General features: G+C 70.2%; 22 protein-coding genes and 2 pseudogenes. 11 read left to right on the top strand and 13 right to left on the bottom strand.

Annotated elements, in window-relative coordinates; all coding sequences use genetic code 11:
• Positions 1 to 74 precede the first annotated feature (74 nt).
• Both AC3A6B_RS01205 and AC3A6B_RS01200 read right to left on the bottom strand, forming a co-directional pair.
• Positions 75 to 404, bottom strand: a complete 330-nt coding sequence (locus AC3A6B_RS01205; RefSeq protein WP_487834916.1) for a thioredoxin family protein — start codon at positions 402 to 404, stop codon at positions 75 to 77.
• Between the two features lie 26 nt (positions 405 to 430).
• On the bottom strand, positions 431 to 1537 hold the full coding sequence (locus AC3A6B_RS01200; RefSeq protein ID WP_487834915.1) for a helix-turn-helix domain-containing protein: 1107 nt from the start codon (positions 1535 to 1537) through the stop codon (positions 431 to 433).
• A gap of 126 nt (positions 1538 to 1663) precedes the next feature.
• Here AC3A6B_RS01200 and AC3A6B_RS01195 point away from each other — a divergent pair, with 126 nt between their 5' ends.
• The 7 genes from AC3A6B_RS01195 to AC3A6B_RS01165 are packed head-to-tail and all read left to right on the top strand — an operon-like array spanning position 1664 to position 9197.
• The gene (locus tag AC3A6B_RS01195; RefSeq protein WP_487834914.1) at positions 1664 to 2158 is read left to right on the top strand and encodes a (2Fe-2S)-binding protein; all 495 of its coding nucleotides are present in this window, start codon (positions 1664 to 1666) and stop codon (positions 2156 to 2158) included.
• Positions 2159 to 2169: 11 nt separating this feature from the next.
• Complete coding sequence (locus tag AC3A6B_RS01190) at positions 2170 to 4614, top strand: xanthine dehydrogenase family protein molybdopterin-binding subunit (RefSeq protein WP_487834913.1); 2445 nt, start codon at positions 2170 to 2172, stop codon at positions 4612 to 4614.
• A gap of 19 nt (positions 4615 to 4633) precedes the next feature.
• A complete protein-coding gene (locus AC3A6B_RS01185) occupies positions 4634 to 5425 on the top strand; it encodes an FAD binding domain-containing protein (RefSeq protein WP_487834912.1) in 792 nt (263 codons plus the stop codon).
• Between the two features lie 9 nt (positions 5426 to 5434).
• Entirely contained in the window at positions 5435 to 6358 is a 924-nt protein-coding gene (locus AC3A6B_RS01180) for an AAA family ATPase (protein ID WP_487834911.1), read from the top strand.
• Between the two features lie 47 nt (positions 6359 to 6405).
• A complete protein-coding gene (locus AC3A6B_RS01175) occupies positions 6406 to 7554 on the top strand; it encodes a vWA domain-containing protein (protein ID WP_487835233.1) in 1149 nt (382 codons plus the stop codon).
• A gap of 12 nt (positions 7555 to 7566) precedes the next feature.
• Positions 7567 to 8175 (top strand): SRPBCC family protein, encoded by a 609-nt coding sequence (locus tag AC3A6B_RS01170; protein ID WP_487834910.1) that lies wholly within the window; start codon positions 7567 to 7569, stop codon positions 8173 to 8175.
• 5 nt (positions 8176 to 8180) lie between these two features.
• Complete coding sequence (locus AC3A6B_RS01165; RefSeq protein WP_487834909.1) at positions 8181 to 9197, top strand: XdhC family protein; 1017 nt, start codon at positions 8181 to 8183, stop codon at positions 9195 to 9197.
• Positions 9198 to 9216: 19 nt separating this feature from the next.
• Here AC3A6B_RS01165 and AC3A6B_RS01160 read toward each other — a convergent pair whose 3' ends face one another.
• The 4 genes from AC3A6B_RS01160 to AC3A6B_RS01145 form a co-directional block, all read right to left on the bottom strand.
• Positions 9217 to 9435, bottom strand: a complete 219-nt coding sequence (locus AC3A6B_RS01160) for a hypothetical protein (RefSeq protein ID WP_487834908.1) — start codon at positions 9433 to 9435, stop codon at positions 9217 to 9219.
• 73 nt (positions 9436 to 9508) lie between these two features.
• Positions 9509 to 11143: an alkaline phosphatase family protein gene (locus tag AC3A6B_RS01155; RefSeq protein ID WP_487834907.1), complete on the bottom strand. Its 1635-nt coding sequence runs from the start codon at positions 11141 to 11143 to the stop codon at positions 9509 to 9511.
• Positions 11140 to 11736 carry a YceI family protein gene (locus AC3A6B_RS01150; protein WP_487834906.1) on the bottom strand — a complete coding sequence of 199 codons (597 nt, stop codon included), beginning with the start codon at positions 11734 to 11736 and terminating at the stop codon, positions 11140 to 11142. Before AC3A6B_RS01150 ends, AC3A6B_RS01155 begins: the two co-directional genes overlap by 4 nt.
• Positions 11733 to 12515, bottom strand: coding sequence for a CDP-alcohol phosphatidyltransferase family protein (locus AC3A6B_RS01145; RefSeq protein ID WP_487834905.1), 783 nt, complete (start codon positions 12513 to 12515; stop codon positions 11733 to 11735). Before AC3A6B_RS01145 ends, AC3A6B_RS01150 begins: the two co-directional genes overlap by 4 nt.
• Positions 12516 to 12533: 18 nt before the next feature.
• Between AC3A6B_RS01145 and AC3A6B_RS01140 the strand changes: the two genes are divergently transcribed.
• From AC3A6B_RS01140 to AC3A6B_RS01125, 4 genes are read left to right on the top strand one after another with little or no spacing between them, the layout of a single operon-like run.
• Positions 12534 to 13532, top strand: a complete 999-nt coding sequence (locus tag AC3A6B_RS01140; protein ID WP_487834904.1) for a zinc-dependent alcohol dehydrogenase — start codon at positions 12534 to 12536, stop codon at positions 13530 to 13532.
• 25 nt (positions 13533 to 13557) lie between these two features.
• Positions 13558 to 13956 (top strand): 6-pyruvoyl trahydropterin synthase family protein, encoded by a 399-nt coding sequence (locus AC3A6B_RS01135; protein ID WP_487834903.1) that lies wholly within the window; start codon positions 13558 to 13560, stop codon positions 13954 to 13956.
• Complete coding sequence (locus tag AC3A6B_RS01130) at positions 13953 to 15023, top strand: glycosyltransferase family 4 protein (RefSeq protein WP_487834902.1); 1071 nt, start codon at positions 13953 to 13955, stop codon at positions 15021 to 15023. The genes AC3A6B_RS01135 and AC3A6B_RS01130 overlap by 4 nt, the downstream gene beginning before the upstream one ends.
• On the top strand, positions 15020 to 15826 hold the full coding sequence (locus tag AC3A6B_RS01125) for a class I SAM-dependent methyltransferase (RefSeq protein ID WP_487834901.1): 807 nt from the start codon (positions 15020 to 15022) through the stop codon (positions 15824 to 15826). Before AC3A6B_RS01130 ends, AC3A6B_RS01125 begins: the two co-directional genes overlap by 4 nt.
• On the opposite strand, the gene AC3A6B_RS01120 is transcribed toward AC3A6B_RS01125, so the two are convergent.
• The 7 genes and pseudogenes from AC3A6B_RS01120 to AC3A6B_RS01090 form a co-directional block, all read right to left on the bottom strand.
• The gene (locus AC3A6B_RS01120) at positions 15823 to 16662 is read right to left on the bottom strand and encodes a RibD family protein (protein WP_487834900.1); all 840 of its coding nucleotides are present in this window, start codon (positions 16660 to 16662) and stop codon (positions 15823 to 15825) included. The two genes, AC3A6B_RS01125 and AC3A6B_RS01120, sit on opposite strands and share 4 nt — an antisense overlap.
• 23 nt (positions 16663 to 16685) lie before the next feature.
• On the bottom strand, positions 16686 to 17549 hold the full coding sequence (locus AC3A6B_RS01115) for a hypothetical protein (protein WP_487834899.1): 864 nt from the start codon (positions 17547 to 17549) through the stop codon (positions 16686 to 16688).
• 29 nt (positions 17550 to 17578) lie between these two features.
• The gene (locus tag AC3A6B_RS01110; RefSeq protein WP_487834898.1) at positions 17579 to 18250 is read right to left on the bottom strand and encodes a glutathione S-transferase family protein; all 672 of its coding nucleotides are present in this window, start codon (positions 18248 to 18250) and stop codon (positions 17579 to 17581) included.
• A gap of 31 nt (positions 18251 to 18281) precedes the next feature.
• Complete coding sequence (locus tag AC3A6B_RS01105; protein ID WP_487834897.1) at positions 18282 to 19283, bottom strand: tripartite tricarboxylate transporter substrate binding protein; 1002 nt, start codon at positions 19281 to 19283, stop codon at positions 18282 to 18284.
• A pseudogene (locus AC3A6B_RS01100) lies at positions 19280 to 21270 on the bottom strand (aconitase family protein). The gene AC3A6B_RS01105 and the pseudogene AC3A6B_RS01100 overlap by 4 nt, the downstream one beginning before the upstream one ends.
• Before the next feature lie 79 nt (positions 21271 to 21349).
• Positions 21350 to 21831 (bottom strand): annotated as a pseudogene (locus tag AC3A6B_RS01095) (LysR substrate-binding domain-containing protein).
• A gap of 16 nt (positions 21832 to 21847) precedes the next feature.
• Positions 21848 to 22219: a LysR family transcriptional regulator gene (locus AC3A6B_RS01090; protein WP_487834896.1), complete on the bottom strand. Its 372-nt coding sequence runs from the start codon at positions 22217 to 22219 to the stop codon at positions 21848 to 21850.
• Between the last annotated feature and the right edge of the window lie 23 nt (positions 22220 to 22242).

Here is a 22242-nt window from a genome sequence, read left to right as displayed (position 1 = left end):
CGATCCCCGGAGACGGATCGCTGAAACTCAATATAGGCGGCCAGCCCGCCGAATTCCATTCGGCGGACAGGCCGCTACCGGACGGAGTCGAGGAGCGCCCCGAGCTCGCGCCGGATCTCGTCCGCGCTGCCGGGCCGCACCAGGCGGCCGAGCTCTTTTCCGTCGCGCATGAAGATCAGCGTCGGCCACAGCTTGATGCCGAAGGAGCGGCCCAGCGGCCGACCGCTGGCGTCCTCGATCTTGAGATGGCGCAGCGGCGGCACCTCGGCCAGCGCCTTGGCGAGCAACGGCTGCGCCGCCTTGCAGATGCCGCACCAGGGGGCGCCGAATTCGATGAGCGTGGGGCCGGAGAGACTGTCGACTTCGCTGCGGGAGGGTTCGACCGGGGCGTAGGAATCGTTCATCGCTCCATTCTGCGTTGGGCTGCGATTTACTGCCGGCGCCGGGCCAGCTTGCGGTAGACGGTGGCGCGGCTGATGCCGAGCGTGCGCGCGGCCTCGGCCACGTTGCCGCGCGCGTCGTCCACCGCGCGGCGGATCAGCGCGGTTTCGAGGTCGCGCAGCCGCGGGCGCTCCTGGCTTGCGCCGCGCGGTGCGCGGTGCGCGAGCTGCGGATGAGCCTGCACGCGCAGGCCTGACCACAACGGCACTTCGAGCGCAGTGTCGCCGCGCCGCGCCGCATCGAAGAGCATTTGCGGCTGCAGCGCGAACAGATCGTTGCAGTGCAGCGTCGGGTCGGTGCCCAGCGGCTGGTGAAGCATCTGGCGCGCGGCGGTATTGGCACCGGTCACGCGGCCGTCGGCGTCGATGCACAGCAGGCCCTCGGTGGCCGGCCCCGCGGCATAGCCCGGCCAATCGATGCGCAGCAGCAGTTCGCAGGGCAAGGACAGCATCAGCGCGTTCTCGATGCTGCGCGCCGAGAGCGCGGCCAGGTGCCGCAGCTCGGGGCGCTCGACCACCTGCACACCGGTCAGGTCCAGCATGCCGATGCATTGGCCCTGAGGCCCGAACAGCGGCGCGCCGGCGCAGCTGTAGATGCCGGTGTCATCGAAGAAATGCTCGTTGCGGTGCAGCCATACCGATTCGCGTTCGGCCAGCGCCGCGCCGATGGCGGTGGTGCCGACTGCGCGCTCGGAAAGATCGACGCCGATGCGCGCGATGTCGCGCGCGTGGCGGGCCGCGGGATCGCTGCCGCCGGGCAGGGCGCCGACGTCGATCACGACGCCTTCGGCATCGGTCAGGACGGCGAAGTAGTGCGTATCGGCGATCGCGCGCGACAGCTTGTCGAGCACCGGCCGTGCGGCCGAGACCAGGGCCCGGTTGCGCTCCGCGACATGCCGGGCGGCCGCCGCCGAGACCGGGTCGAAGCAGACGCGCTGCTGCGGCCGGTGGCCGGCCGCCAGGCAGCGTTGCCATGAGCGGATGAGCCAGGGTTCGATGCGGGCGCCGCGCGGATCCGCGGCTTCACCTTCGATCCATTCGCGCCGCGCTTGTGCGATGGAGAGAGAGCGTTCGGGCGCGGCGGAGTAGGTGGTCATCGTGTTTCATTTTGAGAATTTCAAGCGCGCGCTGCAAGCGCCTAGGGTTTTGCCTAGGATGGTGCCCCTGCCCGGCGTCCAAGATTCCAGTTGCCCAGCCATCTCACCCACAACGGAGACAGCCACATGCAGGTTCTATTCACGGTCAACGGCCGCGCGGTCACGGTCGACGCGCCCCCCAACACCTTTCTCGTACAGGCGCTGCGCGAGCATCTCCAACTGACCGGAACGCACGTGGGCTGCGACACCGCTCAGTGCGGCGCCTGCACCGTCCACGTCAACGGCCGCGCGGTCAAGTCGTGCAACGTGCTGGTGGCGCAGGTGAGCGGCGCGAAGATCACGACCATTGAGGGCATCGCGCAGCCCGACGGCACCATGCACCCGATGCAGGCGGCCTTCAAGGAATGCCACGGCCTGCAATGCGGCTTCTGCACGCCGGGCATGGTGATGAGCGCGATCGACCTGTGCACGCACCATCCCAAGGCCAGCGAAACCGAGGTCCGCGAACTGCTGGATGGCAACATGTGCCGTTGCACCGGTTACCAGAACATCGTCAAGGCCGTGCAGATGGGCGGCGAGGCCATGGCTGCGGCACCGGCCAAAGCCGCTGCCACGGCATAAGGAGCACCATCATGGGCGCATCCGATTTCGCCAGCCTGCCGCACATCGGCGAGGCACTCAAGCGCAAGGAAGACTACCGCTTCCTGACCGGCGCCGGCCAGTACACCGATGACGTGACAATGGCCAACCAGAGCCATGCCATCTTCCTGCGTTCGCCGCATGCGCACGCCAACATCAAGTCGATCGACACCGCCGCCGCCGAGAAGATGCCGGGCGTGGTCGGCATCTTCAGCGGCAAGGACATCGACGGCAAGATGGGCGGTCTGCCCTGCGGCTGGCTCATCAACAACCCCGACGGCACGCCGATGAAGGAGCCGCCGCATCCGATCCTCGCGATCGGGAAAGTGCGCTACGTGGGCGACCACGTCGCGATGGTCGTGGCCGAGACGGTGGAGCAGGCCAAGAACGCGGCCGAGGCGATCGTGGTCGACTACGAGGTGCTGCCCGCGCTGGTGAGCGTGGCCGACGCGGCGAAGAAGGCGAGCGGCGTCACGATCCACGAGGCCGCGCCCGACAACCAGTGCTACAAGTGGGCGCTGGGCGACAAGGCGGCGGTCGACGCCGCCTTCGCCAAGGCCGCGCACGTCACGAAGCTCGACCTGGTCAACAACCGGCTGGTGCCGAACCCGATGGAGCCGCGCGTCGCGATCGGCAGCTACAGCCGCGCCACCGAGGAATACACGCTCTACGTCGCCAACCAGAATCCGCACGTCGAGCGCCTCCTGATGACGGCCTTCGTGCTGGGCCTGCCCGAGCACAAGGTGCGCGTGATCGCGCCCGACGTGGGCGGCGGCTTCGGCTCCAAGATCTTTCTCTACGCCGAGGACGTGGCGCTGACCTGGGCCGCCAAGCAGCTCAACCGCAGCATCAAGTGGACCGGCGACCGCTCGGAGTGCTTCCTGTCCGACGCGCACGGGCGCGACCATGTGAGCCATGCCGAGATGGCGCTCGACAAGGACGGCAAGTTCCTGGCCCTGCGCGTGCACACCGACGCCAACCTGGGCGCGTACCTCTCGACCTTCTCGACCGCGGTGCCGACCATCCTCTACGCGACGCTGCTCGCGGGCCAGTACACGACGCCGCAGATCTACGTCGAGGTCGATGCCTGGTTCACCAACACCGCGCCGGTCGATGCCTACCGCGGAGCGGGGCGGCCCGAGGCGACCTACCTGCTGGAGCGCCTGGTCTCGCGCTGCGCCTGGGAAATGAACCTGGGCCAGGACGAGATCCGCAAGCGCAACTTCATCACCACCTTCCCGTACCAGACGCCGGTGGCGCTGCAGTACGACACGGGCGACTTCCACGCCTCGATGGACAAGGCCAAGGAGCTGGCCGAGGTGGCCGGCTTCGCCGAACGCAAGGCCGCGACCGAGGCCAAGGGCAAGCTGCGCGGCATCGGCTACTCGAGCTACATCGAGGCCTGCGGCATTGCGCCGTCGAACATCGCAGGCGCGCTCGGCGCGCGCGCCGGCCTGTTCGAGTGCGGCGAGATCCGCGTGCATCCGACCGGCAGCGTGACCGTGTTCACCGGCTCGCACAGCCACGGGCAAGGCCACGAGACCACCTTCGCGCAGGTCGTGGCCGCGCGCCTGGGCATCGCGGTCGAGGCGGTCGACGTGGTGCACGGCGACACCGGCCGCGTGCCCTTCGGCATGGGCACCTACGGCTCGCGCTCGATCTCGGTCGGCGGCGCTGCGATCATGAAGGCGCTCGACAAGATCGAGACCAAGGCCAAGAAGATCGCGGCCCACCTGATGGAGGCGAGCGACGCCGACGTGGAGTTCGCGAACGGCGAGTTCACCGTCAAGGGCACCGACAAGAAGATTCCCTTCGGCCAGGTCGCGCTCACGGCCTACGTGCCGCACAACTATCCGCTCGACAAGCTGGAGCCCGGGCTCAACGAAACCGCCTTCTACGATCCGACCAACTTCACCTTCCCGGGCGGCACCTACATCTGCGAGGTCGAGATCGACAAGGGCACCGGCGAAGTGAAGATCGACCGATTCACCGCGGTCGACGACTTCGGCACCATCATCAATCCGATGATCGTCGAAGGCCAGGTGCACGGCGGCCTGGTGCAGGGCCTCGGCCAGGCGCTGATGGAGAACTGCGTCTACGACAACGAGAGCGGCCAGCTGCTGACCGGCAGCTTCATGGACTACGCGATGCCGCGCGCCGACGATTTCCCGACCTTCAAGGTGGCCACCACCTGCACGCCCTGCACGCACAACCCGCTGGGCACCAAGGGCTGCGGCGAGGCGGGCGCCATCGGCTCGCCGCCGGCGCTGATCAACGCCGTGCTCGACGCGCTGGCGCCGCTGGGTGTCAAGGACTTCGACATGCCGGCCTCGCCGCACCGGGTGTGGGAGGCGATGCAGAAGGGCAGCACGAGCCCGACGCAGGAACCGCAACAGCCTCCGCTGACCGCCAGCACCCAAGGCCGACCGGCCGCTTGACCATCGAAGGAATCACACCATGTACGCCTTCACCCTCGAACGTCCCGCCAATATCGCCGACGCAGCCAAGCTGGCCGCAGCCGGCGGCAAGGTGCTCGCCGGCGGCCAGACCTTGCTGGCTTCGATGAAGCTGCGCCTGTCGGCGCCCGAGCAGCTGGTCGACCTCGGCGGCATCAAGGAACTCGCCGGCATCAAGAAGGAGGGCAATGCCTTCGTGATCGGCGCGATGACGCGCCACCTCGACGTCGGCGGCAATGCCGAGATCAAGGCGGCCTTTCCCGCGCTGGCCTGGCTGGCCGACCACATCGGCGACCGCCAAGTGCGTGCCATGGGCACCATCGGCGGCTCGATCGCCAACAACGACCCGGCCGCCTGCTACCCGAGCGCGGTGCTGGCCTCGGGCGCGACCATCGTCACCAGCAAGCGCGAGATCGCGGCCGACGATTTCTTCCTCGGCCTCTTCACTACCGCGCTGGAAGAGGGCGAGCTCATCACCGCGATCCGCTTCCCGATCCCGAAGCGCGCCGCCTACGAGAAGCTGCGGCAGAAGGCCTCGAACTTCCCGCTGGTCGGCGTGTTCGTCACGCAGGGCGACAGCGGCGTGCGCGTCGCGGTCACCGGCGCGGGCAACGGCGTGTTCCGGCACAAGGGGTTGGAAGATGCGCTGGCGCAGAACTTCTCCCCCGAAGCAGCGGCCGGCGTGAAGATCGATTCCAGCGACCTCAACAGCGACTTGCATGCGTCCGCGGCCTACCGCGCCAACCTGATCAACGTACTCACACAGCGTGCGGTGAAAAAAGCGCTCGGCTAAGCTGTAGCGATGACCACACCTGCAGCGACCGCCCCCTTCAACACCATCGACGCGGTCGTGCAGGCGCTGGAAGGCGCCGCCTACTACGCCGACCGGCGGCTCGCGACGGCGGTCTTTCTCGCACTCAAGCTGCAGCGTCCGCTGCTGCTGGAGGGCGAGCCCGGCGTCGGCAAGACCGAACTGGCCAAGGCGCTGGCCAGCGCACTGCAGCGCGAGCTGCTGCGCCTGCAGTGCTACGACGGCCTGGAGCAGCGCGAGGCGCTCTATGAATGGAACTATGCGGCGCAGCTGCTGCACATGCGCGCGGCCGAGGCGCACGGGGCTTCCAGCGATGTCGAGTCGGAGGTCTACCAGCCGCGCTACCTGATCCGCCGGCCGCTGCTGCAGGCCTTGCAGGCGCCGGCACCGGGCGCCGTGCTGCTGATCGACGAAGTCGATCGCGCCGACGAGCCTTTCGAGGCCTTCCTGCTCGAGTACCTGGGCGAGTACCAGGTCAGCATTCCCGAGCTGGGCACGGTGCGGGCGCTGGTGCCGCCGGTCACCATCCTGACCAGCAACCGCACGCGCGAGCTCAACGATGCCGTCAAGCGGCGCTGCCTCTACCACTGGCTGGACTACCCGGAGCGCGAGCGCGAGCTGGCCATCGTGCGCGCGCAGGTGCCGAGGGCGGGCGAGGTGCTCTCGGGCCAAGTCGCGGCCTTCGTCGAACGCCTGCGCAGCGCGCCCTTTGCCAGCGCCTTTCAGCGTGCGCCGGGCATTGCGGAAAGCGTCGAATGGGCGCGCGCGCTGATCGCGCTCGACACCGTGGAGCTCGACCCCGAGATCGTGGTCGATACCGCGGGCATTCTCTTCAAGCAGCGCGACGATGTGGCGGCGCTGACGCATGAGCTGGCGTCCGAGCTGCTGAAGCCCGAGGAGGAGTCGGCGCCGTGAGCGTTCCGCAGTTAGGGGATGCGCGGCGCGGCAAGCTGGCCGGCAACATGATGGGCTTCGGCCGCGCGCTGCGCCGTGCCGGCGTGCGGACCGATTCGGCGCGCATCGCGCTCGCCGCCGAAGCCGCGACGCTGGTCGGCGTCGACAGCCGGCTCGACCTGGCGGCCGCGATGGAGGCCGTGATGATCAGCCGCGAGCAGGACCGCCTGGTGTTCCGCGAACTCTTCGATGCGTGGTTCCGCGACCCCGAGCTCGCCAACAAGCTGCTCGCCCAGATGCTGCCGAGCGCCGAAGGCAAGGCCGAGCCTTCGAAGCGCCGGCCGCGCGTGCGCGAGGCGCTCGCGGCGCCGCGCGATCCGGTGAAGCCCGCGCAAACCGAGCGCGAGGTCGACTTCGATGCCGCGATGACGGCGAGCGATCGCCGGCGGGTGCACCACGCCGACTTCAACGCGCTGGGCGCCGCCGAGTACCGCCTGGTGGAGCGGCTGGCCCGCGACATCGCGCTGCCGGTGCCGGCGCTGCCCGCGCGCCGCTTGCGCGTGACCGGCGATGCCGGCGCGCATTCGCGCATGCACTGGCCCGGCGTCTGGCACGAGGCCGGGCGAACCGGCGGCGAGATGCTGCGCCTGCCGCGGCTCTCGCGGCGCAAGCAGCCGCTGCCCTTGCTGGTGCTGATCGACGTCTCCGGATCGATGGAGCGCTATGCGCGCCTGCTGCTGGCCTTTCTGCATGCGGCGACGCGTCGCGCCGGCCGCCGCGACGTGTTCGCCTTCGGCACCCAGTTGACCGACCTGACGCCGGCCTTTCGCATCGCCGACACCGACGCGATGCTGGCGGCAGCCGGCGAGGCCATCGCCGATTTCGCCGGCGGCACGCGGCTGGGCGGCTCGCTGGGCGAACTGCGCGAGCGCCATGCGCGCCGCCTGACCGGCCGCCGCACGCTGGTGCTGGTGATCAGCGACGGCCTGGACACCGGCGAACCCGAAACCCTGGAGCGCGAGCTGCTGTGGCTCAAGCGCCATTCGCGGCGCGTGCTGTGGCTCAACCCGCTGCTGCGCTACGAGGGCTATGCGCCGCTCGCGCGCGGCGCGGCCGTTCTGCACCGCCATGCAGACGCGATGCTCGCGGTCCACAATCTCAATGCACTCGAACAACTGGCCGCGAGCCTCGCGGCCCTGATGCGGTCCGGCCGCTAGAAGGAACACACGATGGAAATGCTCGGCAACCGCCGGCTCGGCATCACGCAGCAGCAGGCCTGGGAGGCGCTCAACGATCCCGAGACGCTGAAGAAATGCATTCCCGGCTGCGACAAGTTCGAGCCCAGCGGCGACAACGAGTACGCGGTGGCGCTCGCCGTCAAGATCGGACCGGTCTCGGCCAAGTTCAACGGCAAGGTCGCGCTGGCCGAGATCATGCCGCCCGACAGCTACCGCCTCTCCTTCGAAGGGCAGGGCGGCGTGGCGGGCTTCGCCAAGGGCTCGTCGAGCGTGACGCTCAAGCCGGTCGCCGATGGGTCTCCCGGCTGCGAGCTCGACTACACGGTGCAGGCGCAGGTGGGCGGCAAGATCGCGCAGCTCGGGCAGCGCCTGATCGACGGCGCCGCCAAGTCGACGGCCGATGATTTCTTCAAGCGCTTCGAGGCCGAGATGCAGGGCCGCTACGGCCCGCCGCCGGCGGCGGCCGAGAGCACCGAGGCAGCGCCCGCCGCCGAGCCGGAGGAGAAGACCGGCGCGATGGCGGGCCTGATGCGCAAGATCGGTATCGGCAGAAAGTCCGACAAGCCGGCAGACGGCGCGGACGACAAGACGGACGCCTAAGGACCATGGAAAACCTCGACGTGATGGTCCTGCGCACGCTGCGCGACTGGCGGCTCGCGGGACGGCGCGCGCTGCTCACGACCGTGGTGCGCACCTGGGGATCCTCGCCGCGGCCGATCGGTTCGATCATGGCGCTGGCGGAAGACGGCGCCGTGATCGGATCGGTCTCGGGCGGCTGCATCGAAGACGACCTGATCGCGCGCTACAGCCGCGCGCACGGCGCGCCGGGCGAGATGCCTTCGGGCGCGCCGGCATTGGTCAAGTACGGCATCACGGCGGATGAGGCGCACCGCTTCGGCCTGCCCTGCGGCGGCACGCTGGAACTGCTGCTCGAATACGACCCCGATGCCGCCTCGCTGGAAACGCTGGTGGCCGCGCTCGAGAAGGGGCGGCTGATGCAGCGCACCGTGTCGCTGGCCGATGGCGCGGTCAGCGTGGCCGAGGCGAGCGCGCCGGCCGAGCTCACGATCAGCGACACCGAGCTGGTGAACACCTTCGGCCCCGAATACCGCATGCTGCTGATCGGCGCCGGCCAGCTGGCCGAATACCTGTCGACAATGGCGAAGTTCAGCGGCTTCGCGGTGACGCTGTGCGATCCGCGCACCGAGTACCGCACGGCCTGGTCGGTGCCGGGCGTGACGCTCAGCACCGAGATGCCCGACGACGCGGTGAGCGCCTTCAAGCCCGACCGCCGCAGCTGCGTGGTCGCGCTCACGCACGACCCGAAGCTCGACGACCTGGCCCTGCTCGAGGCCCTGCAGAGCGAGGCCTTCTATGTCGGCGCGATCGGCTCGCGCCGCAACGCGCAGGCGCGGCGCGAACGCATGATCGAGCACTTCGAGCAGACCGAGGCATCGCTTTCGCGCCTGCGCGGCCCGATCGGCATCTACATCGGCAGCAAGACGCCGCCCGAGATCGCGGTGAGCGTGATGGCCGAGATCCTGGCGGTGAAGAACGGCGTCAGGCTGCCGCGCGAGACCGAGGTCGCGCATGCCAAGGAGGCGGCGGGCGCCGGCAAGTAGAAGAGGAGGGAGGCGGCGGTCAGTGCCTGCGCAGGCCGGCGAGGAAGGTGGTGCTGCGGCCGAAGGCGCGCTGCATGTCCTTGGATTCGCGCGCTTCCTTGCGGGCCCTGGAGAAGACGAAGCTCGCGGCCGCCAGTGCGAAGCAGGCGCCGATCGCGACCAGGAATCCGACGAAGGATCCCAGCCACCAGGCGATGCCGAGGGTTGCGATGCTGGCGAAAAGAAGGGTGGCGCGCATGGGAGAGAAGGCTAGCAGAGTCTGGCCGAACCAGATATGAACTATTGCTCGGAAGCTGCGGCCGCGGCAGCTTTCATTCCGCGGTGCCCAGCGGCGCGCTCGCAGTCCCGTCGAATGCGGCGAGCAGCGCCGGCGTCAGCTCATGCATGCCCGCGGTCGAAGGCCGCACCGGCAGCAGGCCCGGCGTGAAGCCGAGGGCCTCGAAGCGTTTCAGCAGTTGCGTGTCCGCGCTGATGATGTGGATCGGCACGTCCCACGAAGCGCCCGCGCCGCTCACGCTCGCCATCGGCTGGTGGTCGCCGATCACGATGGTGAGCAGCTGCCGCGGCGCGCGGGCCGACAGGTAGTCGCCCAGCCAGCGGAAGGTGTAGGCCAGCGATTCGACGTAGGCGGGCGCGGGCTGCAGCCACGACCCCGGTTGCGCGACGGCCTGCGCAACTTCCGCCGGCGTGTAGGCATCGGCGCGCAGCAGCCGCTGCCAGTCCGGCACGTAGGGCGCGATCGGGCGGAAAGGCGCATGGCTCGTCAGCGTCGGGAAGACGATGAAGCGCGGCGTGCGTTGCCCGGGCGGCTCCGCCAGTTCCTGCGCGTGCAGCAGCGCCATCGAGGCCTGGTCGGGAACGCGCCAGTAGCCGAAGGGCGGGCCGCGATAGCCGATGCGGTCGGCGTCGGCATAGCGGTCGAAGCCGTAGAAGCTGCCTTCGGGCCAGGGCTTCTGCAGGCCCGGCATCCAGTTCACCGTGCGCCAGCCGTGGGCCTTGAAATGGCGCACCAGCGTCGGCCGGTCGGTGGTCAGCAGCAGTTCGTAGGCACCGGGATCCTGCGTGTCCACGCCGGAGAGCAGCGCCGCATGGGCCAGCCAGGAGGCGCCGCCGAAAGTGGGGGAGCGCACGCGCGCCGAGACCGCCTGCCGGCCGCCGGCCGCGAGCGCCTGCATCAACTGCGCGCGCGCCGGCGCGAGTGCGGCGGCCTGCAGCGGAGCGTCGAGCGCCGTGACGCCGTAGGACTCGGCAAAGATCAGCAGCACGTCGGCGCCGCGCAGGCCTGCGAGCGAGCTGTGCTCGAAGGCCGGGCTGGGCGAGAGCTGCGAAGCCGCCTGGCCGGGCAGCAGCTGGCCGGCCAGGATCTCCGCCTGCTGCGCAAGAATGGGCGCGACCGGCATCGAGAAGAACCAGCGCGTGTCGCGCCCGCCGAGGCCATGCGCGGCAAAGCTCGTGAAGAGCAGCAGGCCGATGAGGCCGATCGCGGGCCGCGGCTGCGGCCAGGCCAGCTCGCGCGCGATCGCACGCCAGCATCGCCATGCCAGGCCGTACAGCAGCACGGGGATGGCCAGCGCGGCGAGCGCGGCCAGGCCGATCTGCCACGCTGCAAGCTCGCCCATGCGCAGCACGTCGAGCGCGTGCCTGCTGTCCCAGTAGAGATTGATCTGCCGGCCGAACACGGCCGACACCGTCACGTCGAAATAGCGCGCGACGATCCAGAAGGCGGTGACGCCTGCCAGCAGGCGCAGCAGGCGCGCGCCCGGCTGTCCGCGCCAGGACACCCAGGCCGCGAGCGCGAGCAGCGCCATGGCGAGCTCGAAGGACAGGCGCAGCGCCGGACGCGGCCACAGTCCCGGCCCGTGGTTCTCCATCGTCAGCAGCGCGTTCAGCAGCAGCAGGGGCAGGGCGAAGCGCAGCAGCCACCCGCCCCATGCGATGGGCGTCATTTGCGCTTGGCCTCGAACTCGATGATGAGCGGTACCTCGTCGCCGACCCAGCCGTTGGCGACCGCGTAATTCATGCCATAGCTGCTGCGCTTGAAGCTGCCGCGCGCCGAGACACCCATCACGTAGCTCTTCTCGATCGGCGAGGGCCCGCTCTTGTTCCAGGTCGCGGCGAGCGTCAGCGGCTGGGAGCGGCCCAGCAGCTCGAGCTGGCCGGCGATCTCGAAGGTGCGCTCGCCGGTGCGCTTGGCATTGGCCGCGGTGAACACCATGCGCGGGAACTCGGCGGTGTTGAGGAAGTCGGCGCTCTTCAGGTGCTGGTCGCGCTTGGCGAAATTGCTGAAGACGCTCTGGGTGTCGACCTCGATGCGCACATTGCTGAGCGTGGCCGTGGCCTCGTCGAAGCTGTAGCTGCCGCGCGCGGCGCGGAACATGCCCAGCACCTTGGCGTAGCCGATGTGATCGGCCAGGAAGGCGATGGTGAGATGTTCGGGATCGAGCTCGTAGCGTGCGGCCTCGGCGCGCGCGGGCGTGGCATGCGCCACGAGGCACGAGACGATCAGGGCATACGGCAAACGGGTCGCGAGTGCTTTCATGAGGCGGGCTCCGGTGAGGATGCGCGATGGCGGAACAGCCACGCGATGTCGATTGCAAAAGACGCAGTGAGCGCGGCCAGGCTCGCGGCCGCGATCGCCCGGCTCCAGGGCAGCGAGATGATCGGACCGAGGCAGACCAGCAGGCTGGTGATCTGCGCCACGCACACCGCCTTGCGCCGCTGGCTCGGCGCGAGCGGCCGTGCCAGCCAGGGCCAGGGCTTCATCGCCAGCACGAAGGCATAGCGCATCAGGCCGGCGGCCAGGATCCATGCGCCGGCCTTGTCGAAATGGAACACCAGCAGGCTCAGCACCAGGACCAGCAACGCATCGGTCTCCATGTCGAAGCGCGCGCCGAACTCGCTGGCCAGCCCGCTGCGGCGCGCGATCGGACCATCGACGGCATCGAGCAGCGCGGCGGTGGTTCCCGCCACGATGACGCACCAGGCCGTCGCTTCGGCATCGGCCAGCGGCTCGCCGATGCAGGCCGAGATCAGCGCGACGAGCGCCAGGCGCGCCAGGGTCACGCGGTTGGCGGCGCCGAAGCGCGCGTTCGGCGCGTGGGCCGGCAGGCCGTGCAGCACCCACGCGAAGGCTGTCGCAAAGACGGCAACCGCCTTGAGCTTGAACCAGGGGCTGAGTTCGCCCAGCACCGTGAGCCCGCCGGCCGCGACGGCCAGCAGCAGGAAGCAGGGCACGGCCTCGCGCCAGGCATCGCGCCGCAGCGCCGCGAGCCCGTCCGCGCTGAGTGCGGGGCCATCGGCAGGAGGATGGGTGAGCATCGTCATAAGATCCGTTGCATGCCAGCATATCCCTCCCGTGCCGCTCCTGCCGAGTCCTGGGCCTGCTGGATCGAAGCGCCGGGCCGCGCCGGCATCCGGCGCGCGGCGTTCGATGCGCCCGGTCCCGAAGAAGTGCAGGTTCGCGCGCTGCACAGCGGCATCAGTCGCGGCACCGAGCTGCTGGTGTTCGGCGGGGAGGTGCCCGCCAGCGAATTCGACCGCATGCGCGCGCCCTTCCAGGAAGGCGAGTTCCCGGCGCCGGTGAAGTACGGCTACGCGAGCGTTGGCACGGTCGAGCAGGGGCCCGAAGCGCTCGTCGGCCGCGAGGTGTTCTGCCTCTATCCGCACCAGACCCGCTATGTGGTGCCGGCCGACGCCGTGCACTTGCTGCCGGAGGGGCTGCCGGCCGCGCGCGCGGTGCTGGCGGCCAACATGGAGACCGCCGTCAATGCACTGTGGGATGCGGCGCCGCGGGTCGGCGACCGCATCACCGTGGTGGGCGCGGGCGTGGTCGGCCTGCTGGTGGCCTGGCTGGCCGGGCGCATGCCGGGTTGCGCGGTCGAGGTGATCGACACCCATCCCGCACGCCGTACGGTGGCAGAACGGCTGGGCCTGGCTTTCGCCAGTCCGCAGTCTGCGAGTCCCGATGCCGACCTGGTGCTGCATGCCAGCGGCAGTGCAGCAGGCCTGGCCATGGCGCTGCGCCTGGCCGCGTTCGAGGCCACGGTGCTGGAGCTGAGCTGGTACGGGCAGCGCGCGGTGACGCTGCCGCTGGGCGAAGCCTTCCATTCGCGCCGCCTCACGCTCAAGAGCTCGCAGGTCGGCCAGGTGGCCACGGCGCAGCGCGCGCGCTGGAGCCATCGGCGGCGGATGGCGCTGGCGTTGTCGCTGCTGCGCGATCCGGCGCTCGATGTGCTCGTCACCGACAGCGCGCCCTTCGCCGAACTGCCGGCGGTGCTCGGCCGGCTCGCCGCGGGCGCGCCGGACATCCTGTGCCACCGCATCGACTACCCCTGACCTCTTCACCCTGGAAAGACTTCGCATGTACAGCGTCAACGTCCGCGACCATTTCATGATTGCCCACAGCTTCCGCGGCCAGGTCTTCGGCCCGGCGCAGCGCCTGCATGGCGCGACCTATGTGGTGGATCTCGAACTGCGCCGCGCCGAGCTCGATGCCGACGGCGTGGTGGTCGACATCGCGCTCGCCACCGAGGTGCTGCGCAGCGTGCTGGGCGAACTCAACCTGCGCAACCTCGACGACGACCCGGCCTTCGAGGGGCGCAACACCACCACCGAGTTCATGGCGCGCGTGATCTTCGATCGCGTCGCTGCGCGCATCGCGGCCGGCGAGCTCGGCCCGCATGCCGGCGGCTTGGCGGGCATGCGCGTGAAGTTGAACGAATCGCACGTGGCCTGGGCGGCCTACGAGGGCGCACTTTGACGGCGAGGCGCTGCAGCTTCCTGGTGCCGGGTGACCTGAACACGCGCACCGGCGGCTACACCTACGACCGCCGAATCATCGACGGCCTGCGCGCGCAGCAGTGGGAGGTCGAGATCCTGGCCTTGGGCTGCGGCTATCCGGCACCCGATGCGGCAGCGCGGGCGCAGGCCGGCCGCGTGGCCGATGCCTTGCCCGACGGCGCGCTGGCGGTGGTCGACGGCCTCGGCTTCGGCGTGCTGCCCGACTTGGCGCAAACGCATGCAGGGCGGCTTTGCTGGATCGCGCTGGTGCATCACCCGCTGTCGCTGGAGACCGGCCTCGACGCGGCGCAGCAGCGCGCCTTGTTCGAAAGCGAGCGGTGCGCGCTGGCCAGCGCGCGCGGCGTGATCGTCACCAGCCCTTCCACGGCTCGAGCGCTGGCCGCCTTCGACGTCCCGCAGTCGCGCATCGTCGTGATCGAGCCCGGCACCGAGCCGGCCCCCTTGGCCGCAGGCTCGGGCACCGATGCCTTGTCACTGCTGTGCGTGGCGACCGTGACGCCGCGCAAGGGGCATGCCCTGCTGATCGAGGCGCTGGCCGGGTTGAAGGACCCGCGCTGGACGCTGCATTGCGCCGGCAGCCTGGTCATGGACGCCGCATGCGCATCGGCATTGAGGCAGGCCATCGAACATCATGGCCTGCGCGACCGCGTCGTGCTGCATGGCGAGCAGGACGAGGCGGGCCTGCGCGCGCTCTATGCGAAGGCCGATGCCTTCGTGCTGCCCTCGTTCCATGAAGGCTATGGCATGGCGCTGGCCGAGGCGCTGGCGCATGGCCTGCCGGTGATCAGCACGCGCGCGGGCGCCATTCCGGACACGGTGCCGGCCGATGCGGGGATGCTGGTGGCGCCCGGCGACGCGATCGCGCTGCGTGCCGCGTTGCAGCGGCTGATGGACGATGCGGCGTGGCGGGCGTCGCTGGGTGCCGGTGCGCGGCGCGCACGGAGTCGCCTGCCGACATGGCAACAGAGCAGCGCGCGCTTTGCATCGGCGCTTGCCGACATCCGGCAGCGGGCCGGAGGCGCATGACAGGCTTCAGCGCCGACTGGCTCGCCCTGCGCGAGCCCTTCGACCGCGCGGCGCGCAATGCGTCGGCGGCGCTGCTGGATCTGCAGGCTGCGGCGGTCCGGCTGCGCGGCCACGATCCGGTCTTGCGCGTGGTCGACCTGGGCTGCGGCACCGGCGCCAATCTGCGCGAGCTGGCACCGCGACTCGGCGGCGCCCAGCAGTGGCTGATGGTCGACGACGACCCGCGCCTGCTGGCGGCGCTGCCGGAATCGCTCCAGGCACCGGGATGGCATGCGAACGTGCGTCCGCTCCATCTCGACCTCGCGGCGGCGCTCGATGCCGTGCCTTTCGAAAAAGCCCGGCTCGTCACCGCCTCCGCGCTGCTGGACCTCGTGTCCGCCTCGTGGCTCGATGCGCTGCTTGACCATGTGCGAGCGGCGAATGCGGCCGCGCTCTTCGCGCTGAACGTCGATGGGCGCGTTGCGTGGGAGCCCGGCCTCGCAGGCGATGGGGAGGTCCATGAACTGTTCGCCGCCCATCAACGGCGCGACAAGGGTTTCGGGCCTGCGCTCGGGGCTGAAGCAGCGGCGCTGGCCGTTGCCCGCCTCGATGCGATGGGCTACCGCGTCACGCAGGCGCCAAGCGACTGGTGCATCGAAGAGCCGGCCATGCTGCGCGCGATGATCGAAGGCATGGCCGACGCGGCGCTGGAACAGGATCCGGCTGCACGCGAGCTCGTCGGCGCATGGAAGGCGCGGCGGCTTGCGCTCATCGATCGCACTTGCTTGCGCATCGGACATCTGGACATCCTGGCATTGCCTTAGCCCGGAGCCCGCAGATCCAGATCCCACATCACATCCGCCCCTATCCGAAAAACCCGACTGGAAGGGCGCGCGCAATCTCGCATCGCCGCGCTGGGCGGCAACATCAGCCCGGGCCGTCCACCGCCGATCAACACCGGCGCGACGCTGAGGTGCAGCCGGTCCATGCAGCCCTGCGCAATGAAGCGTGAGACGGTGACGCCGCCGCCCTCGACGAAGAGTACGCGCAGGCCGCGCTGCCGCAACGCGGCGAGCAGTGCGCGCAAGTCCATCGTGCCGCTGGCGTTCACCAGCCCCGGCACGCCAAGCACCTGACCGGCGCCCACGCGTTGGGCCGCTTCGTCCTGCTGTGCCGCGTCGCAAGCGAGCAGGGTCGGCGCCTGGCGATCGGTGAAGACGCGCAGCGTCGGCGCCAGGCGCAGGCCCGGATCGAGCACGACGCGCACTGGGTTCGCACCTTCCACGCGGCGCGTCGTGAGCTGCGGATTGTCGATGGCCGCGCTGCCGGCGCCGACGATGACCGCATCGCTGAGTGCGCGCAGCCGGTGCAGGTGCAGCAGCACCTGCTCGCCGTTCACGTAGTTGGAATCGCCGCCCCGCGTGGCGATGCAGCCGTCGAGGCTCTGGCCCAGTTGGCCGATCACCCAGGGCGCGCCGTCGGGCGGCTGATCGAGCAGGGGCTTGAGCAGCGCGAGCAGCTCGACCGCTTCGTCGTCCCAATCCTCGTCCGGCACCAGCTGCGTCGCCTGCGGCTTCCCGCTGCGGCGACGCCGGACGATGTCCAGACACAGCGGCCACAGCGCTTTCACGCCGAAGCTGCGGGGTTGGGTCGAGCTCATGAGAGGGCGCGGGTTGCGGGCATTCACCACCTGGGCTTGTAGTAAGGGTCGTCCATGTTAGCGGCGGGCGTGTCCGCCCCGCTCCAGTGGGCCATTGCCAGCGCGGCGCCCACCCACAGTGCGGCCACCGCGGCGACGATCAGCGTTTCGACCCAGTATCGGCCCTCGCCGCGCCGCAGGCGCCGATGTCCCCATCGCACCAGCGCGCCGGAGGTGAAGGACGCGGCCAGCAGCAGCAGCGCGCCCGGCCGGACCGGCGTCAGCAGTGCCGTGGCCTGCGCCAGCGCCAGCCAGGCCAGCAGCGCGACGACGGCGCCGCTGGCGCCGAAAGCGATGCGCCCCACTGGCCAGAGCCACAGCGCGCAGCCCGCCAGCGCGGCGCCCAGCGCGAGGCTCAACTCGAACAGCAGGGCGGAGCCGGACATCATCGCGAGCGCTGCCAGCCCGAAACTCGCTACCACGAGCATCGCGATCGCATCGGCTCGCCGCGGGGCTTCCTTCAACGCGGCGCGGATCACCGCAAGACCCAGCAGCCAGACACCGATCTTGAGCGGGAGCGGCTGCCAGGCCAGGATCGCCAGCACCAGCGCCCACAGGATGCCGGCTGCCAGCCACTGCACGCGCCGGCCCGCGCGCATCGCTTCGAGGCCGAGGCCGAGCAGCGCAGCGGCCGCATAGACCCAGGGCAGCTTCTCGGTCAGCGCGCCCGGCATCAGCCGCCAGCCCAGCACCCACAGCACCGTGCCGGCGATCGCCACCGCAACGCCCGCCGCCGCCCAGCGCGCACCCTGGACCGGGCCCAGCGCGCCGCGCAGAAGACCCGTGGCCGCGAATGCAATGCAAAGCGGCAGCGCCAGGCTCTGGAACAGTGGGTGGTGGAAGTCCATGCCCACGGTTATGCAGGCGCCATGCCGATTCAGTCAACGGTGGCATCTTGGGGCGAAACGCCCTGTGCCAGTGCTGCATCGTGCTGCGCGACGAGGGCGCGCTTGAAGCCTTCGCGCTGCTGCAGGCGTTGCCAGTAGGCGGCGACGGCCGCCGGAAACTGCGCAGCCAGGCCCAGCTTGTCGGCCAGCATCAGCGCATAGCCGACCGAGATGTCGGCGGCGGTGAAGCGCCCCGCGCAGAGGAACTCCTGCTGCTGCAGCACCGCATCGATGCCGCGCAGCCGCGCCAGGAACCAGCGCGTGTAGTCCTCGGCCGCCTGCGGCAGCTTGCGCTCGTGGGGCTCGAAGCGGGCGTAGCGCAGCACGATGGTCTGCGGGAAGGTCAGCGTGGCTTCGCCCTGGTGCAAGCCGTTGAGCCAGGCGCCGAAGCCGGGCTCGTGGGGGCGAACGGCCAGGCCGCGCAGGTTGTCGGGGTCGAAGCGCTCGGCCAGGTACTGGCAGATCGCGGCCGACTCGGTCATGCGCGTCTCGCCGTCGACGAGGTAAGGAATGGTGCCGAGCGGATTGATCTCGAGGTAGCTGCGCTGCAGCGCGCGCGGCGGGAAGGGCAGCATGCGCAGCTCGTAGGGCGCGCCCAGCTCCTCGAGCATCCACAGCGGGCGGAAGGAGCGGGCGCTGACGCAGTGGTAGAGGACGACCATCGAGCCGACTCTACCCGCGTCCGCAGCTCATTCAATCGAGCGTTGCTCCGGATTGCTTTACCAGCTTCTGGTGCTTGGCCAGCTCGGCCTGGAAGAAGGCCGGCGCCGCGTCGGGGCCGGTGTTCAGCACCATGAGCCCCTGGCCAGCGATCGCGTTGTGCGCCTCGGGTGAGGCCAGCGCGCTTTTCATCGCGCCGCTGTAGCCGTCGACGATGTTCTTCGGCAGCCCGGCCGGCCCGATCAGCGCGATCCACGCGTCGAAGCTGTAGCCGGGCACGCCGGCCTCGGCAACGGTCGGGACCTCGGGCAGCGCCCCCGAACGCGTGGGCGTCGAAACCGCCAGCGCGCGCAGCGTGCCGGCCTTGATCTGCGGCGCCACCTGCGACACCGACACGAAGCCCAGCTGAACCTGGCCGCCGATCAAATCGGTGACGAGCGGGCCGGTGCCGCGGTAGGGCACGTGCTTCATCTCGGTGCCGGTCTCGCTGACCAGCAGTTCGCCGGCCAGGTGCAGCGTGCTGCCATTGCCGGCTGACCCGAAGTTGAGGGCGCCGGGCTTGGCCTTGGCGAGCGCGATCAGTTCCTTCACGTTCTTCGCCGGCACCGAGGGGTGCACCACCAGCACCAGCGGCACGGTGGCAATCACCGCGATCGGCGTGATGTCCTTCAGCGAGTCGTAGGGCACGGTCTTGTAGATGCCGGGGTTGATCACGTGGTTCGACGAGACCATGCCGAGCGTGAGTCCGTCCTTCGGCGCCTTCACGATCTGGGTGGTGCCCGGGATGCCACCGGCGCCGGCGACGTTTTCGACCACGACGGGATGGCCCGCCGCCTTGCCGAAGGAGGGGCCGATGGCGCGTGCGACTGCGTCCACGGTCGAGCCGGCCGCCAGCGGCACGACCATGCGGATCGGCTTGTCGGAGGCCGGCGCCTGGGCGAGCGCTGCGGTCGCGAAGGCTGCGCCGGCGAGCGATGCCGCGAGGCGGCGGATCAGGGGGGCTTTCGTCACGTGTGTCTCCTTGTCTTGATTCATGGATGCCGGCGTCGCAGTTCCTCGAAGGACAGCAGCTCGCCCGCGATGGCGCTCGCGGCCACGGTCGGCGGGCTCGCGAGCCAGACCTGGCCCGGCCCGCCGCGGCCCGGAAAATTGCGGTTGATCGCGCTCACGGTGACCTCTTCCTTGCGCACCGAGGTGCCCGGGCCGCAGTTGCCGCAGGCGCCGCACGAGGGTTGCAGGATGCGTGCGCCGACCTTTTCGAAGGCATCGAGGTAGCCGCGCGCCGCGCAGTGGTCGCGCACGGCGGTGGTGCCGAACTGGAGGTAGAGCGAGACGTGCTCCGGGACGCGCAGACCGCGGTCGGCCGCCCAGCGCAGCACGTCGTGGTAGTGGTCGAAGTCCTCGCGCTTGCCGGCGGTGCAGGAGCCGCCGTAGGCGATGTCGATGCGCACCGGCTCCCGAAGCGCGGCCAGCGGTAGCCCGTTGCCCGGGTCGCCGGGGCGGGCAACCATCGGCGGCACCGCGGTGCAATCCACGCGGATCGTCTCCGCATAGACCGCGTCCGCATCGCTGCGCATCCACGGCTCGAGCAAGAAGTCGATGCCGCGCCGCTCGCGCAGGAAGCGCACCGTTTCCGCATCGGGCGCGACGATGCCTGTGAAGCCGCCGAGCTCGGCCGTCATGTTGGTGAGCGTCGCACGTTCGTCGGTGGACAGCCGTTCGATCACGTGGCCGGTGAACTCGAAGACCCGGCCCACGCCGCCGCCGGCGCGGATGCGCGGCTCGGCCAGCAGGTGCAGCACGATGTCCTTGGCCGTCACGCCGGGCTGCAGGGCGCCGTCGAGCGCGATCCGCAGCGATTGCGGCACGGTGAGCCGCACCGCGCCGGTCACGAAGGCGTTGGCCATGTCGGTGGTGCCGACGCCGAAGGCCACGCAGCCCAGCGCGCCGCTGTGCGGCGTGTGCGAGTCGGTGCCGACCACCACCTGGCCCGGCAGCGCATAGTGCTCGGCCATCATCGCGTGCGAGATGCCGGCGATGTTGTCGTCGTCGATGCGGGCCTCCTCCTCGGTCAGTGTGCGGTGCGAGCGCAGGCCGTAGTCGGCCGCGAACTCGCGCTGCGCCTCGACCATGCGCTGCACGTTGGGCACCAAGCCGCCGCGCACGTGGGCCGGGCTTTCCTCGACGTAGGAAGTGTGGTCCTCGAACACCACGATCGATGCCGGCTGGTGCAGGTTCAACGGCTTGCGGAAGGTCGCGTGCAGCATGTGCGCCGCCATGCCGGTGTAGTACTCGTGGATGAAGCGCCAGTCGGCACGCACGAAGGCGCCGTCACCGGGCGCCGGATGCGCCTCGGTGAGCTCGGTCGCGAGCGCATGGCGGGCCACGATCTTTTCGAACAGCGTACGTGGCTGCTCCGGCGGCGCCTCCACTGCGCTCCGGACGCGACGCATGAAGCGTTGGCCGAAGCGCAGCAGGCCGCCGACTTGCAGGATGGCCGCGGCGAGCGCATCGCGGCCGGCGACGAGTTCGGTGAGCGGAATCGTCTCGCCGGCGCGGATGCGTTCGACCAGCCCGAAATCGGTGGAGGTGAAGAGGCCGATGTTGTCGGCGTTCTGGCGGTAGATGCGCTCGAAGCTCTGCGCGATCACCAGTCGCACGCCGGCCAGCTTCTCGGCCGCGGGGCTGTGCTCGCGCGACGAGCCCTTGCCGTAGCGCTTGCCGGCGACCACCACCTCGATGCCGCTCGCGCGGACCGCATCGGTGCCGACCGGCAGCCGGTCGCCGGCCTTGAGGCCGGTGTAAGGGTAGCGGCCGAGCTTGTCGTCGTAGTGCGTGAGGATGGGCATGGCGTGATCTCGTCGGTCGAGATGTCGTCGCGCAGGGGCAGGGCTTCGGCCAGTGCCGGCGTGTCGCCGCGCAGGCATCCTTCGACGACTTCCGGCGAGGCGCTCAGGAAGAGCAGCCCGGGCGCGAAGCGAAGCGCCGGAAGATCGTCGAGAGCAGGCTGAACGGCTGGCATGCCTGATCTTCGCGTCAGGCCTTCGGGCCGAAAAGCGCCAAGGCGGCACAGGGGCTCTCGCGAAATGCGAGATGGGGACTTACCCGCGCAGCGCGTCGATCAATGCCGCGACCGAGCGGGGCCTCGGCGTCTTGCGCAGCGCGTAGAGATGCAACTCGCGCGCAGCCCAGGCTTCGTCGAGCGGCCGGCGCACGAAGCGCGGGCTGCCCGCATAGGCCGTGGCGGCGCTTTGCGGAATCACCGCGATGCCCAGGCCTGCTTCGACCATGCGGCAGACCGCATCGAAGCTGCTGACCGAGACGGCGGGCGCGAACGGCTTCTGCAGCGCCTGGGCGCGTTCGTGCAGGGAGCGGTCGAGCGCGCCGCCCTGGTGGACGCGATCAGCGGATGGTCGAGCAGCTCGGCGAAGCTCACGGCCTTTCGTTTGGCCAGCGCATGGCCGGCGGGCAGCACCACCTGCAGCGGGTCGGTCGCGAAGCGCCAGGCATCGAGCCCGGCGGGCACCGGCATCTCCACGCCCACGCCGACGTCGGTGCGATCGTCGAGGCACGCACGGATCACTTCTCGCGTGTCCTCTTCATGCAGCGAGACCTGCACGCGAGGATGCGCGGCGCTCGGGCAGGAAGCCGATCACGGCCGACATGTTGGCGTAGAGCCTGACCGTGCCACGCACGTCGTCGCCTTCGATCTGCACCTCGCGCACCAGCGCCTGCAGGTCGTCGTCGATCCGCTGCCCGCGCGCGAGCACCAGGCGGCCCGCATCGGTGAGCGCGATGCCGCGCGGCGAGCGCACGAAGAGCGCGGTACCGAAGGCGTGCTCGAGATCGGCGATGCGCCGGCTCAGCGCGGAGGGCGCGATGTGCTCGAGCGCCGCGCCGCGCACGATGGAGCCGGCGCGCGCCGTCGAGACGAAGAGGCGCAGGCTGTAGGCGTCGATGCGGCGGGTCATGCCGCGCATCCTAAGGGTGCGGC

This window comes from Variovorax sp. Soil_C_33 (assembly GCF_057656935.1).
Note: the sequence above shows the minus strand (reverse complement) of the source record. Positions and strands in the feature narration are given on the sequence as shown.

Coding starts and splice junctions, on each gene's coding strand:
- AC3A6B_RS01205 (WP_487834916.1), bottom strand. CDS start 404: ATGAACGATTCCTACGCCCCGGTCGAACCCTCCCGCAGCGAAGTCGAC.
- AC3A6B_RS01200 (WP_487834915.1), bottom strand. CDS start 1,537: ATGACCACCTACTCCGCCGCGCCCGAACGCTCTCTCTCCATCGCACAA.
- AC3A6B_RS01195 (WP_487834914.1), top strand. CDS start 1,664: ATGCAGGTTCTATTCACGGTCAACGGCCGCGCGGTCACGGTCGACGCG.
- AC3A6B_RS01190 (WP_487834913.1), top strand. CDS start 2,170: ATGGGCGCATCCGATTTCGCCAGCCTGCCGCACATCGGCGAGGCACTC.
- AC3A6B_RS01185 (WP_487834912.1), top strand. CDS start 4,634: ATGTACGCCTTCACCCTCGAACGTCCCGCCAATATCGCCGACGCAGCC.
- AC3A6B_RS01180 (WP_487834911.1), top strand. CDS start 5,435: ATGACCACACCTGCAGCGACCGCCCCCTTCAACACCATCGACGCGGTC.
- AC3A6B_RS01175 (WP_487835233.1), top strand. CDS start 6,406: ATGATGGGCTTCGGCCGCGCGCTGCGCCGTGCCGGCGTGCGGACCGAT.
- AC3A6B_RS01170 (WP_487834910.1), top strand. CDS start 7,567: ATGGAAATGCTCGGCAACCGCCGGCTCGGCATCACGCAGCAGCAGGCC.
- AC3A6B_RS01165 (WP_487834909.1), top strand. CDS start 8,181: ATGGAAAACCTCGACGTGATGGTCCTGCGCACGCTGCGCGACTGGCGG.
- AC3A6B_RS01160 (WP_487834908.1), bottom strand. CDS start 9,435: ATGCGCGCCACCCTTCTTTTCGCCAGCATCGCAACCCTCGGCATCGCC.
- AC3A6B_RS01155 (WP_487834907.1), bottom strand. CDS start 11,143: ATGACGCCCATCGCATGGGGCGGGTGGCTGCTGCGCTTCGCCCTGCCC.
- AC3A6B_RS01150 (WP_487834906.1), bottom strand. CDS start 11,736: ATGAAAGCACTCGCGACCCGTTTGCCGTATGCCCTGATCGTCTCGTGC.
- AC3A6B_RS01145 (WP_487834905.1), bottom strand. CDS start 12,515: ATGCTCACCCATCCTCCTGCCGATGGCCCCGCACTCAGCGCGGACGGG.
- AC3A6B_RS01140 (WP_487834904.1), top strand. CDS start 12,534: ATGCCAGCATATCCCTCCCGTGCCGCTCCTGCCGAGTCCTGGGCCTGC.
- AC3A6B_RS01135 (WP_487834903.1), top strand. CDS start 13,558: ATGTACAGCGTCAACGTCCGCGACCATTTCATGATTGCCCACAGCTTC.
- AC3A6B_RS01125 (WP_487834901.1), top strand. CDS start 15,020: ATGACAGGCTTCAGCGCCGACTGGCTCGCCCTGCGCGAGCCCTTCGAC.
- AC3A6B_RS01120 (WP_487834900.1), bottom strand. CDS start 16,662: ATGAGCTCGACCCAACCCCGCAGCTTCGGCGTGAAAGCGCTGTGGCCG.
- AC3A6B_RS01115 (WP_487834899.1), bottom strand. CDS start 17,549: ATGGACTTCCACCACCCACTGTTCCAGAGCCTGGCGCTGCCGCTTTGC.
- AC3A6B_RS01110 (WP_487834898.1), bottom strand. CDS start 18,250: ATGGTCGTCCTCTACCACTGCGTCAGCGCCCGCTCCTTCCGCCCGCTG.
- AC3A6B_RS01105 (WP_487834897.1), bottom strand. CDS start 19,283: ATGAATCAAGACAAGGAGACACACGTGACGAAAGCCCCCCTGATCCGC.
- AC3A6B_RS01090 (WP_487834896.1), bottom strand. CDS start 22,219: ATGACCCGCCGCATCGACGCCTACAGCCTGCGCCTCTTCGTCTCGACG.